Genomic DNA, 14,709 nt, shown 5'->3' with positions numbered 1-14,709 from the left:
CTCCCTTGTCCGGCTGGTGGCGACCGTGGGTATGCGTGGTCTTGAACGCTTAAAGTAGTTTGCGGGATATATCCTTGATTTGGCTCAAGAGATGGCTCTTTCTCCTTACTGGTCACCATTGGTATCTATGGGGTTTTACTTAAGCGCATGGAATTCCCCGCAGCGATATCGCCTGTCTTGATGCGCATCGGCGTTCAATGCCGGATGCGCGATGGGCGTGGCCATGGCCGCCTTTAGGATCGACGACGAGGGGCGGACACCGGAATTTGGCGATCAGGAGAACCTTTTAAAGAACAGCCTTTTGATGCTCTCGGTCAGGATGAGGTAGGCCATGACCGCGCCGACCAGGAACAGGTAGAAGGCCGGTGGTGGAACGACCAGGCCGAAAATACTCCCCAACGGAGTCAGCGGCAGCAGGGCGGCCAGTGTGGCCGTGGAAACGGCCAAGCCGGCCAACAATGGGTGAGGTCGGCCCTGCCAGGGGAGGCGGGGTGTGCGGATGATGAAGATCACCAATACCTGCGTCGCCAGGCTTTCGATGAACCAGCCAGTCTGGAACAGCGCCTCGTTGGCGTGCAGCAGGTGCAGCAGGACGTAGAAGGTCAGGAAGTCGAACAGCGAGCTGACCGGGCCCAGCACCAGCATGAAGCGCAGGATCAGGGGCAGGTTCCAGCGCACCGGCCGCGTCAGCGCCTCCTCCTCCACGCGGTCGAAGGGAATGCCCGCCTCAGACGCGTCATAGAGCAGGTTGTTCAGCAGAACCTGCGCCGGCAGCATGGGCAGGAAGGGCAGGAACAAGGCCGCGCCGGCCATGCTGAACATGTTGCCGAAATTGGAGCTGCTGCCCATCAGGACATACTTGGTGACGTTCAGGACCGTGCGGCGCCCCTCCAGCACGGCCTCGTGCACGACGGAAAGATCCTGGTCCAACAGGATGAGGCTGGCGGCCTCCTTGGCCACGTCGGCGGCGGTGTCCACGGAAATGCCGACGTCGGCGGCGTGCAGGGCGGCGGCGTCGTTGACCCCATCCCCCATGAAACCCACGACGTGCCCCGCCCAGCGGCAGGCCGACAGCACACGCTCCTTCTGCTGCGGCGTCACGCGGCAGAAGACGTTCACCTGCTTCAGCCGCGCGTGTAATGCCTCACTGGTCAGGGCCTGCAGTTCCTCGCCCGTCAACAGTCCGGTGATGGGCAGGTTCAGCTGAGCGCACAGGTGCCGGGTAACCGCCTCGGTGTCACCGGTCAGTATCTTGATGTCGACGCCGGATCGCGCAAGGGAGGTCACGGCGGCCGTGGCGCTGGCCTTGGGCGGATCCAGGAAGGCGAGATGCCCTTCGAAGACCAGGTCGCGTTCGTCGGCGCGGTCGATGTGTTGGCGGTCCGGTGGCAGGGGCTTGGTGGCGACGGCCAGCACGCGATAGCCGTCGCGGCCCAGCGATTGGAACTGTTCGTCCAGCTGTGCCCGGGCTTCCTCATCCAAGGCGCGAAGCGTTCCCCCCGGTCCACGCCACTGGCCGGACAGCCGCACCATGTCCTCCGGCGCGCCTTTGACCACCAGCAGTTTGGTTCCATGGTTTTCCGCCAGGACCGACACGCGCCGGCGCTCGAAATCGAAGGGCACCTCGTCGCACTTCCTCCAGGCGGTCATGTCGATCTGGCCCTGGGCCAGGATGGCGTCGTCCATGGGGCTGTGCAGGCCCGTCTCGAACCGGCTGTTGACATAGGCCAGCTCGAAAACGCCGGGGGCGTCCTCGCCGTCGCAATCCAGAGTGCGCACCAGGTGGATGGCGGCCTGGGTCAGCGTTCCCGTCTTGTCGGTGCACAACACATCCATGGCGCCGACATTGTGCATCGAGGCCAGCCGCTTCACGATCACCCGGCGCTTGGCCAGCCGCAGTGCGCCGCGCGCCAGTGTCACCGTGACGATCATGGGCAGCAACTCGGGCGTCAGCCCCACCGCCAGCGCCAGCGCGAACATCAGGGAATCCAACCAGGGGCGGTGGAAAAGGGTATTCACCACCAGCACGAACAAGACCAGGAAGAAGGTCAGGCGCAGGATCAGGAAACCGAACCGGCGGACCCCGATTTCAAAAGCCGTCGGCGATGGGGTTGATTGCAGGCTGCGGCTCATCTGTCCGAACAGGGTGGCGCCCCCCGTCTGGCAGACAATGGCCGTGGCGCTGCCGGCGAGGACGGACGTGCCCATGAACAGACAGGCGGTCGCCTCCCCAGGGGGGCTTGCAGGTAGGGAACCTTCTTCAGCCCGTTTCTCCACCGGGTAGGGCTCTCCCGTCAGGATGGCCTGGTTCACGAACAGGTCGCGCGCCTCCAGCAGGCGGCAATCGGCGGGGACCAGGTCGCCGGCCGCCAGCCGCACCACATCGCCCGGCACCAACTGTTCCAGCGGCACGGCCGTCTCCTGGCCGTCGCGCCACAACCGGATCCGCACGGCCACCGTCCGGCGCAGGGCTTCCACCGCCGCCTCCGCCTGCCGTTCCTGGATGAAGTCCAGCACCACGCTGAGCAAGACGACCACGGAGACGATGACGAAGCTGGAGGTGTTGCCGGTGGCCGCCGACAGGGCGCTGGCGAACAGCAGGATCACGACCAGTGGATTGGCGAAACGGGCCAGGAAGTCCAGCCACGCCGACCGCCGACGCCGGCCCACCACCTGGTTGAGACCCCATCGCCGCTGCCGTTGCTCCGCCTCCGCCGTCGTGAGGCCGGCGGCATTGGCTGGAAGCCTCGCCAGCAGATCAGCCAGTGGCAGGGTCCAGGTGGTGGGTGACGGGGTGTTCAGCATGGGTCCCCCGCAGCATCGGACGCCAGCACCGAGGGAGTGCCATCCCGGTCCTGGATATCGGCGCCATGAAAGACGGCACCGACCAGTAAACCATTGGTATCGGTGATGATATGGCGTTTGCGGCCTTTCACCTTCTTGCCCGCGTCATAGCCACGCACGCCACCGCCCTCCAGCAGGTAGAAGATCGCCTGCACCACCGACCGTAACTCCACCTCACATTCACGGGCGCTGATGCAGGAACTCGTTGACCATCGGCCGAACCCGCTCACGCCAGACAGTGCCGTGGAAAAGATCGAAATGCCCGACCCCAGGCAAAAGGCGATGTCGACGTTTGTCCCGGTCAATGCGGGGGCACAGGTCATGGGCCACCCGGCATTGTCCCGGGCCGGCGATATCGTCCCGGCCGCCCTCGACGGTCAGCAGGGCGGTGTCGCGGATAGCCTTGGTGTCCACGGGCAGATCGAACCAGGTCATCCTGCCTTCCGGCAGGGCGTGGGCGTGATAAACGGTGCCGATCACGTCCAGGAAGAACTCCGCCGGCACGTCGATCAGCGACCCCAGGCTGGGCAGGAAGGGGTGTCCCTCGGGATCCCTCCCATCATCGTGCAGCGCCTTCGTGATGATGTCGCATCCGTCGGCCAGATGCCGGTTCACGTAGGACCACAGCACCTTTTCCTGCGTCGTCCTGGCATAGACCGGGCGCCCCGCGCCGGGGCGCCCGGCTGTGACGGCCGTGATCGCGTGCTCGCGGAACCAATCCAGGGAATGGGCCATGGCGAAGCGGTCGCCGGGGGTGGAATTGATGCGGGGGTCGATCTTGCCGCCGATCAGGATAAGGCTGCGCGGCTTGGGCAAGGTCCGGCTGGATGCCAGCAGGGCGGCGGCGGCCAGGGCCGGCAAGGCCGACTGGCACAGGCCGATCAGGGTGACCTCTTCGCCCAGGTCCTCGACAGCTTCCAGCACCTGCGACAAGCAATGGGCCAGGCCGAAGCCTCCGCATGCCGCGGGCACTTCCGCCGCGTCCCGCCATTCCAGCAGGTGCAGGTCGGTCCCTGCCACCAAATCCGCGACCATGTCGTACAGGAGGCGGGGGTTGACGCCCGACAACGGCGCGACCAGCAGAGTGCGCGGCCGGAGCGCCGGTTCGTTGTCGCCAGGGGCGTGGAAACGCACCAAGCGGGCGAACGCGCCATCCCGCAGGATTTCCTCCGCGAAGCCGCCTGCGGCCTGCGGAATGTCACGCGGCAAAGGCAACGGTTCTGGCATGCTCTCCTCCATCGGGTCGAGGGGCAGGCAATGCGGAGGCTGAGGGGGCCGATCAACGTGTCATCGACGGCGGCCATCATTAAGCATCTTAGGGGCAATCGTTGGTTGGCGACATTGACCTAGCGCAAGGAAGAGGTATCGAACTTGGCCATGCTCGCTGGGCGCGCGGCAAGGATCGCGCCTGCAAGCGTGACAGTTCCGCGCGGCGATCTGTCAAAGACTGTCGGAGGCTGGTGTCCACCAATTCGGAGAAGGCTCAGGCTGGATCGTCACACCACGTGTGGACGGGGCGGGCCAGACGCATACGCAATAGACGTCAATCCGGACGCCGTGCCGGGGCGGGCGGCGCTTCGCCCGCCGACAGGGGCCGCAAATACGTCTTGTGCGGGAAGGACGCGCGCGCTGTTTCGGGGCGCAAAGGCAGGTTCATATATCCCCCCTGCCGCCAAAGGCCGATCTGGTCGGCGTAATTGGCGCTGCCCAGCCAGCCATCCTGGCCGCCCAGCAGCACGAAGCGGTTGGCGTCCGGATCCTTGAGTTCCGATATATGCCGGGCGCAAGAGCCGAAACTGACGGCATGGGGCTTGTCGGTGATCGCGTGCCCCGCCTTGTAGACGGAATTGTTGCCCCCATCCGCCGGGAAGGGCGGCAGGCGGAAGCGCCGTCCCAGGAGTGGCAGCCGCCCAAAGGGATGCTGCAGCCGGAACTGATGGAAGCGACCCCACGTCCCAAGGCGGGCCAGCGTGTGGGCGGCCCGCCCCAGTGACCGTTCCACCCCCCGACGCAGCGCCGCCGGTTCCGCCCGCTGGAAATCCTCCAGCAACAGGGACTGGGCGTGCCAGACGATCTGGTATGGCTTCACCAGGCGCGTCCTGCCCAATTCCCTGGCCACGCCCGCCAGCACGAGTTCGAAGGCCAAGGCGCCCGGTTGCCGTTGATCGTAACTGCCGTCCCACTGTCGCAGCGTGTCCACCAGGGCGCGCACCGCCTGGCGCGCGGGCGCCAGGGGGGCATGGGCCAGCAATAGATCGCGGAGGGAAAGAGCGCCGGGCACAATCACGTCGCCCTGGACGCGTTGCAGATCCAGGGATGACAGCAGCGGGCGCGCGCCCAGCAACTGCCGAATGCGGGTGGCGCGGTCTGGGGGGGCGAAAAAGAAACCGATGGGAAACGCGCCCGTACCGGAGGCGGCATCCTGGGCAGTGTCGGGGGCGTCGTTCGCGGAAATGATCACGCCATCGACGGGATCGACCCGCAGGGGCAGCTGTCGGCCATCGACGACATCGTGCCAGTGGTCGGCCGCGTCCGGCGGTATGATCAGGTCCGGTGGCCGCTCATCCCGTCGGCGGGGCAAATGAGCCGCCAGGAAATGCCCCACCCGCCCGTCGCCCCCGGCATACACCATGTTCAGTCCCGAGACGGCGAAGCCGGACAGCGCCGTGCAGAATCCGTCCCAATCCCGGGCGCGCGCCACGGCCATCATGGCGCCGATCTCGTCGCTGGGCCGATGCCCCACCCACCGCAATGCCGTGGCCCGGGAATTGGCCATCAGCGGCCCGTCCGACACCACCGGGCCCAGTGGGCTTTCCCTCAGGCGCAACTGCCGTGGCCGGCCGCCCCGCACGCGCACCGTCACCGGTCGATCGCGGAATTCGGTGGCGGGCAGGCCGCTGACATCCACCAGATCGCTTCCCTGCGCGTGCAGGCTGGTTCCCCCCAGGCCATCCAGGGGTTTCGGCCCAGCGCCACGAAGGGCAGGCCCGGCATCATCAGGCCCACGGCGTGATAGGATGGGGACTTGAACCCCGCCGCCAGCCAGGGGTTGGGCAGGCCCAGGGGCAGGTGCGGGTCGCTGGCGATCATGGCTCCGCCATTGGCGCTGCGGCCGGCGGCCACGGCCAGGGAATTGCTGCCGCTACGGGTGGCGGCCGCCAGGACCGTCTCCGCCACGGCGCGCTCCATCTGGCCGCTGGTGGCCGCGGCGAGCGATGGCGGGGCCCCGCCCGCCAACAGGCGCTGCCATAGTTGGCGCCAATCCCCTTGCCTCATCCGCGCCCGGATGGGCAGCAGCCGCACCCAGATCAGCCAGCTGATGTCGGCCGAGTTGAAGCGCATCAGGGTCAGCAGGTCTTCCAATGTCCAGGGTTCGGGCCTTAGGCCCAGCAAGGTGAATTCCGGCGGCAGGGTGGGGGCGTTGGACAGGTAATGGTTCAACCCCGTCACGAAACCCTGGATCCAGCGCCGGTCGTCCGGGGCCAAGGCCGCGGCGATCTTGGGCACGGCGCGGCCGACGTCCAGCAGCCGCAGGGACCGGTCGATTTCGACGCCCAGGGGGCCGATCATTTCCGCCACCCGCCCGAACGCGGCGCGGCGCATGATCTCAATCTGCCCCAGGCGCAGGTGGGCGTGGACCAGGCCCAGCGCGACCGCCAAATCCTCGTCCGTCTCCGCCTCGATGAAGGGAACCTGGTATTGGTTCCAGTGGATCGTTACGGGTCGCGCGACCGGCAAACCGCGGGTGGGCAGGCTCGCCAGACGTTCCTCCGTTGATACGGCGGGAAGCCGCTGGAACAGCCCCTTGGCCAACAGCGCGGCGGCGACCCCGCCGCCCCACAGCATATCGGCCACCATTTTCAGTCTTCCGGATTGCATATGGCGTCCATGAAAACGGGAAGGGCGGCGACGCGGTGCCGGGGTTCCGGCCACCACACCGGTGGCTCAATATTGCCGGTGATGCACTCGGCCAGCGCGTCGGCCGGCTTCCCCGGTTTTGCGCGCGCAACAGTCCGATCTCTATGTTCGGCAGGCGGGGGAAGCCGTGCCGCTCCTCCAGGATGCGCAAGTCCTGCGGGGCGCTGAACTGTGCCACGACCGTGACCGCTAGGCCCGCCCGCACAGGCGTGAGCAGGCCGGAAAAGTTCGGGCTGCTGTAGGCCACCCGATGAGCCAGCCCGCTGCGTGCCAGGGCTTTCAAGGCATGGTCCCGGGTGGGGCAGCCGGATTCGGGCAAGGCCAGCGGCAGAGGCGACGCGGTATGGTCGAAGGTGGGGGCCGCTATCCAGACCAAGGGTTCATGTCGCAGAGTCTCGACATCCAGCCAGGCGGCACTTTTCTTGGACACCAAGGCCATGTCAAGGTCGCCTGACATGACGAGATCGCGCAAAATAGCGCTGGGTTCGCACCGCAGCATCACTTCCACCAGCGGGTGGTTGCGCGCGAAATGCGTCAGGATCAAGGGCAGCAGGGGGTCGGCGTAGACCTCGTCGATGCCCAGCCGCGCCGTCCCTGCGATCTCCACCTCATTCAGTAGCGAGAATGCCTCATCCTGCAAGTTAAGGATGCGACGCGCGTAGGCCAGCAAGGTCTCGCCAGTCGGCGTCAGGCGTGCCCGACGTCCATCCCGATCGAACAGCGGTTTGCCGGCGACCAACTCCAACCGCCGCATTTGCATGGAGACGGCGGACTGGGTTCGATGCACCCGCGCCGCGGCCGCGGCGAAGCTACCGCTATCCGCGATAGCGACCAGGGTTTGCAACAGATCGAGTTCGAGAGATGGGCGCATAATTGACATATCAACATAGCTTATCTTTCATCTCAACTCTTTTCGCTTGTGCGAAATAGAAAAAAATAAATAATCATACCATGGAATGCAGAAAAATAAAATTTTATGCGATTCCAGTGAGGGCGTTTCGGAAAATTGACACCCACATTGATTATATATTTCTGTCGTACTCGGCTACATCGTGCAGCGCCGTCGTAAATTTTACTTAAGGCACAATGCATAAATTTTTATTCTTCTATATACTTTAGTATAGTGACAGCCTTGTCTGAGCGACATGGAGATGTATCGAAAGGTCAACTGGCTTTCTTCATCCATAAATCAACGATCCCGGAAGGAATAGGCCAGGAAAGGGGGGCATATGGTTGAAAGCTATCGGGCCACGGCGCCTCAGGAACTGGCCGTCATCTCGACGATGGTGCGCCAAATGGCAGAACTGATGCAGCAGACGGAATTGGGGGAGATGGAATGCAGTTGGCATAATCGGCGGTTGCGGATCAGTCGCGACGGAGTGCAAGCGGACATGGGGATCGCCCTTGCCGCACCGGCGCCATCCGACGCGCTTGTTGAAATGGCCGATCCGCCGCCCGCGCCGATGATGACGGTAAAATGCCCCTTTGTCGGGGTGGCGCGCCTGGGGGCCCCCGCTGATGAGGCCGGCGGCCACATCCTCACCGGCGTCCATGTCCGGCGGGGACAGACTGTCATGACGGTGGAAATGATGACCATCCGGCGCGCCATTCCCGCGCCGCGGGCCGGTCGGGTGGCGCAATTCCTGGTGCAGGATGGGCAGCCCGTCGAATTCGACCAGCCGCTTTTCATGATCGAGTGAACTTCAACGCCTTCACTTTAACCTTTGATTACGAGAGGGGCCGAAAATGGACGATATTCCTGCGCGGATCAGAAGAATTGTCGTGCGCCAACTGGGTGTTCCTGAGGACGCGCTCAGCAATGACATGAGTTTCGTGGACGATTTGGGCGCGGACAGCCTGGACGCCATGGAAATGGTGCTGGCCTTCGAAGGGGAGTTCGGCTGCCCCATCTCGGACGAGGCGATCCGGAAAATGATCACCGTCCGAGACGCGGCTTCCTACATCGCGGCGAACCGATGAGGACGGTCCCGCCGCCATGGGTCCAGCCTGGCGGCGGGAGCCGCTTTGCCTTGCGCGATGACGCATTTCCGTCAGGGGCAAGGGGCCGGCATGTCCTGGTTCCTCAGGATGTTGGTCCAGACGTCGTCCACATAGGCCATGCAATCGGCCTTGGGGCCGGAGAAGCCGACGGCGCGCCAGCCGTCCGGTATCGCGTGGTTGACGGGCCATAGGGAATACCGCCCGCTCAGGTTGGCCAGAACCTGGCACGGGGCATCGTCTTCAAACGCCATGATCTATCTCCCATTGCTGATGTGATCGAGGGCGGAGGCCAACTGGACCTCCATCAGCCCGGTATCGCCGCCTGTCATGCGGCCGTCCTGGCGCCGCTCCCGCGACAGCGCGCGGATCGCGAAACCAAGGGTCATCAGGGTCAGCAGGGCGCTGACCACGAACGCGCCACCCGGCATGGCCATGGGCTTTTCGGGACCCGTCAGGTAGCTGAAGCTGGCGCCGCCCAAAATGGGGCCGGCGATGGCGCCCAGGCTGGTCATGCTGGTCGCCAGGCCCTGCAGTTCGCCTTGCCGGTCGGGTGGGGCTTGGCGTGACAGCACGCCTTGCGCGGTGGGGCCAGTGACGAAGGCGGCCGCGGTGCCCGCCATGACGGCGTAAAGCTGCCACCCTTCCTGGACGAAGCCATACAAGGCGTAGGCCACGATGGTCATGGTCAGGCCCAGCAGCAGGGCGCGCCCGTCCCCCAGACAACGCGTGACCAGGGGGGTCAGCCCCAGCTGGGCGACTCCCCAAACCAACCCCAGCGCGGTGAGGGACAAGCCCACCTCCGCCGCACCCCATCCAAGGATCTGGCGCAGGAATAGAACCCAGGTGGTCTGCAAGGCGGTTTGCCCGGCGATATAAAGGAAAATCCCGGCCAGCAAGTCACGGGCCGTTGCGGTCTGCCCCCGCGATAGGAGGGAGACCAAGGGGTTGGCGGCGGTCCAGTCGAAAGGGCGCCGGGCGCCGGACGGAAGACTTTCCGGCAGCAGGACCCAGCCCAGGATGGCCGTCGCGCCGGCCAGCGCCGCCGCGGTCCAGAAGGGAAGACGCGGATCCAGACCGCCCAGCAGCCCGCCCAGCCCTGGTCCCAGGCCCAATCCCAGACCGAAGGCCGCCCCCATGCAGCTGAACATCGCCGTGCGCCGCCGCGGCGGCACGATGTCCGCCATGTAGGCGTTGGCGGCGGCGGCGTTGGCGCCGCAGAGGCCACCCAGCAGGCGTGCGGCGAACAGCAGCCAGAGGGACGGCGTCAATGCCGCCGTGACGTAATGCGCCAGGCCGCCCATCAAGCCCAGCAGAATGAAGGGGCGCCGGCCGAAACGGTCCGACAGGCGGCCCTGCAAGGGTGAGGACAGGAACAAGGCCGCCGCATAGGCGGCATTGAGCAGGCCGATGTCACGCCCGGCCGCCGCCTCGTCCCCCGACAAGCTGAGCACCAGGGTGGGCAGCACGGGCGTGACCACCCCGCAGCCCAGGGCGTCTAACAGCAGAACCAGCAGGATGAGGGCCTCGCGAACGTTATGTGGCATTCCGGTCCCCCTACGCGACATCCAGCGCCGGCAGCGTGGCGTTGGGCAGCAGCCCCCAATCGCCCAGCGCCGTCACAGCGGCCTCCACGCCCCGTTCCGCCGCGATGCGGTCACCCAAAGCCCGCGCCCGGGCCCGCATGCCGGCATCCCCCGTGCACCGGATGGCGGCCGCCAAATCCTCCGCCGTCATGGTTTTGCGCGACAAGGGGGCCGGGGCGACGCCCAGCTGCCGCATCCGCCAGCCCCAGAAGAACTGGTCACCCAGGAAGGGGATGATGATGGACGGAATGCCGGCGGAGAGGGCGGCGGCGACGGTTCCGGCACCCCCGTGATGCACCGCGGCGCTAACGCGGGGGAACAACCAGTCGTGCGGCGCGCCGTCGATGACCATCAGCCGGTCTTCCGGTGCATCGATGCCGGGGGGCAAGCCGCCCCATCCCGTCGCCAGCACCGCCCGCTGGCCGGTCAGCGCCAGGGCGCGGACCACCAGTTCCGCCCGCGCCGGCGCCTGCCGGTTCGCCATGCTGCCGAAACCGATATACAGCGGTGCCGGCCCAGCCTCCAGAAAGTCCACCAGCCGGGCGGGCGGCGTCCACGCCGCGTCCGTGGGCAGGGGCCAATAGCCCGTCACGCGGGCCCGTGCCCGCCAGTGTGGCGGGGGTGGAACGATGGTGGGGCTGAAACCGAACAGGATCGGCCACGCCGTGCGCATCTGCGCCCCGGGGCCTGGCCAAGGATAGGGCGCCAGGCCCAGCCCCTCCCGCACGACGTCATTCACGGCCGGCCGCTGCGCCTGCCACGCCAGCAGATCCAACACGCGATTGAGCGACCGGTTGACCGGGGACGGCAGGGCACGCGCCGGCACGGGCAGTCGGGGTGACGGCAGGTGGCCGAACAGCACGGTGGGCTGCAGATAGGCTTGGACGAACGGGCGGCCCAGGGCTTCCGCCAGGGAGGCCCCGAGGGGAACGGCGCCACCGCCGGCCATCACCAGGTCGGCGTCCTGGCAGGCGGTCAGTCCCTCGGCCACCCAGGGGGCGACCATGGCGCGCATGACCCGCTGGGCGGTGCGCAGCATGGTGGCGATGCCCTGGCCGCGTTCGAAGGCTTCTTGGTGCTGGGCGGCCGTGGCCTTCAGGTCGCCCGACAGCATGCCGAACTCCAACCCCGCGCCCTGGACCATGGGCCGGAATTCGCCAACGGTGACGACGCGCACGGCGTGCCCCCGGGCGGCCAGGCCCCGTCCCAACGCCACCAAGGGGCGCACGTCCCCTTGCGTACCCGGGATCACGATGGCGATGCGCATGGTTCCCCCTTCCTCATGCCGCCGGTTGCAGGATGGGCAGCGCCGCCTTGCGGCCCCGCAGGCGGGTCACGGCCAGATAGACGACGGGGGTGGTGTACAAGGTCACCCCCTGGGACAGCAGCAGGCCCCCCACCACCGCGATCCCGAGGGGCTGGCGCAGTTCCGCGCCGGTGCCCAGCCCCAAGGCCAGGGGCAGGGCGCCCAGCGCCGCCGTCAGGGTGGTCATCACGATGGGGCGGAAACGCAGGGTGGCCGCCCGCACGATGGCGGCGCGCGGCGCCAGGCCCAGAACCCGTTCCGCCATCAGCGCGGCATCCACCATCATGATGGCGTTCTTCATGACGATGCCGATCAGGAGGATCAGGCCGATCATGGCGATCACCGACACCTCGGTCCGGGTGATCCACAGGGCCAGGAACGCGCCCAGCCCGGCGGACGGCAGGGTGGAAAGGATGGTCAGGGGATGGGCGACGCTCTCATAGAGGATGCCCAAGACCAGATAGACCGCGACGACGGCGCCCAGCAGCAGCCATCCCTGGTTGGCATTGGACCGGTTCGCGGCCTTGGCCGTTCCCGCGTACCCCGCCGTGACGCCGGGAGGCAGGCGCAGGGACCGCGCGACAGCGTCGATGGCGGTGATCGCCTGGCCGATGGCGATGCCGTCGCGGGTGTTGAAGCCCAGGGTGATGGCCGGCAGCTGTCCTTCATGATTCAGCAGCAGGGGGGCGTATCCGCTGCCCAGCCGTGTCACTGCCGACAGCGGCACCTGCGGGCCGGCACTGGACGGCACGCGCAGCTGCATCAGGGAATGGCCGTCCGTCTGATCGGTGTCCGCCTCCAGCACGACCTTGAACTGGTCGAATTCCGTGAACAGGGTCGCGACCTGCCGCTGGCCGAACGCGTCGTACAGCGTCTGGTCGATGGCCTCGGTGGAAACGCCCAGGCGGGCGGCGCTGGCCCGGTCGATGGCCAAATTGGCCTGCAGGCCGTTGGCTTCCTGGTCGGTGGAGACGTCGGTCAATTCCGGCAGGGCGCGCATGCGGTCGCGCAACTGGCTGGCGACAGCCATCAGGTCATCCAGCCGGGGACCGCGAAGGGTGTATTGGTACCGCGCCCGGCCCATCCGTCCCCCAACGCCGAAGTCATCGACGGCGGACAGGTAGACCGCCAGGTCCGGGACGCGGGCCAGGGCGTGGCGCAGGCGGGCCGCCACCTCATCAGTCGCGATCTCGCGTTCCCCTGGGCGCTTCCCGGGCGGTTTCAGGGTGATGGACAGGGTTCCGGTGTTCATCGCGTTCCACAGTCCGACGCCGATGGACGAGGTCACGCTCTCAACCGCCGGGTCGGCGCGCAGCAGGGCGTCGACCGCCCGCTGGCGGTCACGCATCGCGGCGAAGGAGATGTCGGGCGGGGCCTCGGTCACGCCACGGATGACGCCGGTGTCCTGGCTGGGCAGCAGGCCCTTGGGCAGCGCCGCGAACAGGGCCAGGGTGGCGGCCACGCTCAACCCCACGCCCAGCAGCATCAGCCGGGGATGGCGCAACGCCCGCTCCAGCCCCGCCCCGTACCGGCGGCTGGCGGCCTCCGCCCATGTTTCCGGCTGGCCGCGCTTCGGAGACGGCGTCAGCAGGCGGGCACACATCGCCGGTGTCAGGCTCAGGGACACGACCGCCGAAACGATGATGGCGGCGCACAGCGTGATGCCGAATTCGCGGAAGAACAGGCCCAGTTCCCCGTCCATGAACGCCACCGGGATCAGGGCGGCCAGCAACGCCGCCGTGATGGACACCACGGTGAAGGTCATCTGCCGCGTGCCGCGCAGGGCGGCCGTCAGCGGCGGCACGCCCTGATCGACGAGGCGGGTGATGTTTTCAATGACGACGATGGCGTCATCGACCAGGAAGCCGATGGACACGGTGATGGCCATCAGGGACAGGTTGTTCAGGCCGCAGCCCGTCGCCGCCATGACGGCGATGGTGCCGGCCACGGAAGCGGCGATGGTGGCCCCCGGAATGACCACCGCCCACAGCCGGCGCAGGAACAGCGCGATGACCAGGACGACCAGCGTCATGGTCAGGCCCAAGGTGACATGCAGGTCGCCGATGCCGGCGCGGACCACCCGCGTGCGGTCCCCCGTGACATGAAGCGCCACGGACGGCGGGAGCCAGGCCGCCAACCGGGGCAGCGCCGCGCGTATCCGGTCCACGGTCGCCACCATGTCCGCCCCGGGCCGCTTGCGGACCTGCACGATGATGGCCGGGCGGCCGTTCCACCAGGACGCAAGCTTGTTGTTCACCGTGCCGGATTGGATGGTCGCGACGTCACCCAGGCGCACCGGGGCGCCTTCCCGGTAGGCGATGGCCAGGTCGCGAAAGGCCGCCGGATCCAGAACCTGGTCGTTCGCCGCCACCAGGAAACTTCTGTCGCCCGCGTCCAGGCTGCCCTTGGGCAGGTTGACCGTGGCCTTGGCCAGCGCCTGGCGCACGTCCTCCAGCCCCAGGCCGCGGCCGGCCAGGGCGCCGGGGTTCGCCTGGACGCGAACCGCCGTCTTCTCCGCGCCGCTGATTTCCACCTGGGCGACGCCGTCGATCTCCATCAACGCCTGGGCCACCACGGTGTTGGCGTAGTCATAGACCCGGCTGCCCGGCAGGGTGTCGCTGGTCAACGCCAGGGTCAGGATGGGGAAGGCGCTGGGGTTGGCCTTTACGTAGAACGGGGGGGCCGGCAGGCTGGAGGGCAGCATGCCGCCGGCGGTGGTGATGGCGGCCTGCACGTCCCTCGCGGCGCTGTCCACGTCACGCGTCAGGTCGAACTGCGCCACGATGGTGGTGCCGCCCACCGTGTTCACCGAGGTCAGTTCGGACAAGCCGGCGATGACCCCGATCTGGCGTTCCAGGGGTGTGGCCACCGTGGCCGCCATCGTCTCCGGGCTGGCCCCCGGCAGATCCGCGCGGACATACAGGGTGGGCAGGTCGACGGCGGGAACGGAGGCCACCGGCAACGACCGGTACGCGACGGCCCCCAGCAACAGCAGGCCGGCGGCCAAAAGGCCGGTGGCCACGGGACGGTGGATGAAGAGGGAGGAGAAGCCCATGC

Annotated in this window: 10 protein-coding genes and 2 pseudogenes; 2 read left to right on the top strand and 10 right to left on the bottom strand. The window is 67.3% G+C overall.

Going from position 1 to position 14,709, the window contains the following annotated elements; all coding sequences use genetic code 11:
• Positions 1 to 273: 273 nt before the first annotated feature.
• From mgtA to UAA55_RS31140, 6 genes and pseudogenes are all read right to left on the bottom strand, one after another.
• A complete protein-coding gene (gene mgtA, locus UAA55_RS00990; protein ID WP_322950800.1) occupies positions 274 to 2,805 on the bottom strand; it encodes a magnesium-translocating P-type ATPase in 2,532 nt (843 codons plus the stop codon).
• Positions 2,806 to 2,822: 17 nt separating this feature from the next.
• Positions 2,823 to 2,975: pseudogene (locus UAA55_RS00985) on the bottom strand (transposase); the annotation flags it as partial.
• A gap of 49 nt (positions 2,976 to 3,024) precedes the next feature.
• Positions 3,025 to 4,071, bottom strand: a complete 1,047-nt coding sequence (locus UAA55_RS00980; RefSeq protein ID WP_322950799.1) for a hypothetical protein — start codon at positions 4,069 to 4,071, stop codon at positions 3,025 to 3,027.
• 316 nt (positions 4,072 to 4,387) lie between these two features.
• Positions 4,388 to 5,752, bottom strand: coding sequence for a penicillin acylase family protein (locus tag UAA55_RS00975; protein WP_322950798.1), 1,365 nt, complete (start codon positions 5,750 to 5,752; stop codon positions 4,388 to 4,390).
• Positions 5,704 to 6,702 carry a penicillin acylase family protein gene (locus UAA55_RS00970; protein ID WP_322950797.1) on the bottom strand — a complete coding sequence of 333 codons (999 nt, stop codon included), beginning with the start codon at positions 6,700 to 6,702 and terminating at the stop codon, positions 5,704 to 5,706. The genes UAA55_RS00975 and UAA55_RS00970 overlap by 49 nt, the downstream gene beginning before the upstream one ends.
• A 133-nt stretch (positions 6,703 to 6,835) precedes the next feature.
• Positions 6,836 to 7,633 (bottom strand): annotated as a pseudogene (locus tag UAA55_RS31140) (LysR substrate-binding domain-containing protein); the annotation flags it as partial.
• 358 nt (positions 7,634 to 7,991) lie between these two features.
• Here UAA55_RS31140 and UAA55_RS00965 point away from each other — a divergent pair.
• Together UAA55_RS00965 and acpP are read left to right on the top strand one after the other, a co-directional pair.
• Positions 7,992 to 8,462, top strand: coding sequence for an acetyl-CoA carboxylase biotin carboxyl carrier protein (locus tag UAA55_RS00965; RefSeq protein ID WP_322950796.1), 471 nt, complete (start codon positions 7,992 to 7,994; stop codon positions 8,460 to 8,462).
• A 46-nt stretch (positions 8,463 to 8,508) separates the two neighbouring features.
• Positions 8,509 to 8,742: an acyl carrier protein gene (gene acpP, locus UAA55_RS00960; protein WP_322950795.1), complete on the top strand. Its 234-nt coding sequence runs from the start codon at positions 8,509 to 8,511 to the stop codon at positions 8,740 to 8,742.
• A gap of 71 nt (positions 8,743 to 8,813) precedes the next feature.
• Here the strand turns inward: acpP and UAA55_RS00955 are convergent, their stop codons facing one another.
• Genes UAA55_RS00955 through UAA55_RS00940 form a run of 4 tightly spaced genes read right to left on the bottom strand, consistent with a single transcriptional unit; the run spans position 8,814 to position 14,707 of the window.
• A complete protein-coding gene (locus UAA55_RS00955; protein ID WP_322950794.1) occupies positions 8,814 to 9,014 on the bottom strand; it encodes an MbtH family NRPS accessory protein in 201 nt (66 codons plus the stop codon).
• A gap of 3 nt (positions 9,015 to 9,017) precedes the next feature.
• On the bottom strand, positions 9,018 to 10,307 hold the full coding sequence (locus UAA55_RS00950) for an MFS transporter (protein ID WP_322950793.1): 1,290 nt from the start codon (positions 10,305 to 10,307) through the stop codon (positions 9,018 to 9,020).
• A gap of 10 nt (positions 10,308 to 10,317) precedes the next feature.
• Entirely contained in the window at positions 10,318 to 11,613 is a 1,296-nt protein-coding gene (locus UAA55_RS00945) for a glycosyltransferase (protein WP_322950792.1), read from the bottom strand.
• Positions 11,614 to 11,626: 13 nt separating this feature from the next.
• Positions 11,627 to 14,707 (bottom strand): efflux RND transporter permease subunit, encoded by a 3,081-nt coding sequence (locus tag UAA55_RS00940; protein ID WP_322950791.1) that lies wholly within the window; start codon positions 14,705 to 14,707, stop codon positions 11,627 to 11,629.
• Positions 14,708 to 14,709 lie beyond the last annotated feature (2 nt).

The organism is Nitrospirillum guanabarense, from assembly GCF_034653355.1.
In the GTDB taxonomy this organism is placed as follows: domain Bacteria; phylum Pseudomonadota; class Alphaproteobacteria; order Azospirillales; family Azospirillaceae; genus Nitrospirillum.
Note: the sequence above shows the minus strand (reverse complement) of the source record. Positions and strands in the feature narration are given on the sequence as shown.

Bases quoted from the DNA above. Each gene is read 5' to 3' on its own strand.
- mgtA (WP_322950800.1), bottom strand. From the start codon at position 2,805: ATGCTGAACACCCCGTCACCCACCACCTGGACCCTGCCACTGGCTGAT.
- UAA55_RS00980 (WP_322950799.1), bottom strand. From the start codon at position 4,071: ATGCCAGAACCGTTGCCTTTGCCGCGTGACATTCCGCAGGCCGCAGGC.
- UAA55_RS00970 (WP_322950797.1), bottom strand. From the start codon at position 6,702: ATGGTGGCCGATATGCTGTGGGGCGGCGGGGTCGCCGCCGCGCTGTTG.
- UAA55_RS00965 (WP_322950796.1), top strand. From the start codon at position 7,992: ATGGTTGAAAGCTATCGGGCCACGGCGCCTCAGGAACTGGCCGTCATC.
- acpP (WP_322950795.1), top strand. From the start codon at position 8,509: ATGGACGATATTCCTGCGCGGATCAGAAGAATTGTCGTGCGCCAACTG.
- UAA55_RS00955 (WP_322950794.1), bottom strand. From the start codon at position 9,014: ATGGCGTTTGAAGACGATGCCCCGTGCCAGGTTCTGGCCAACCTGAGC.
- UAA55_RS00950 (WP_322950793.1), bottom strand. From the start codon at position 10,307: ATGCCACATAACGTTCGCGAGGCCCTCATCCTGCTGGTTCTGCTGTTA.
- UAA55_RS00945 (WP_322950792.1), bottom strand. From the start codon at position 11,613: ATGCGCATCGCCATCGTGATCCCGGGTACGCAAGGGGACGTGCGCCCC.
- UAA55_RS00940 (WP_322950791.1), bottom strand. From the start codon at position 14,707: ATGGGCTTCTCCTCCCTCTTCATCCACCGTCCCGTGGCCACCGGCCTT.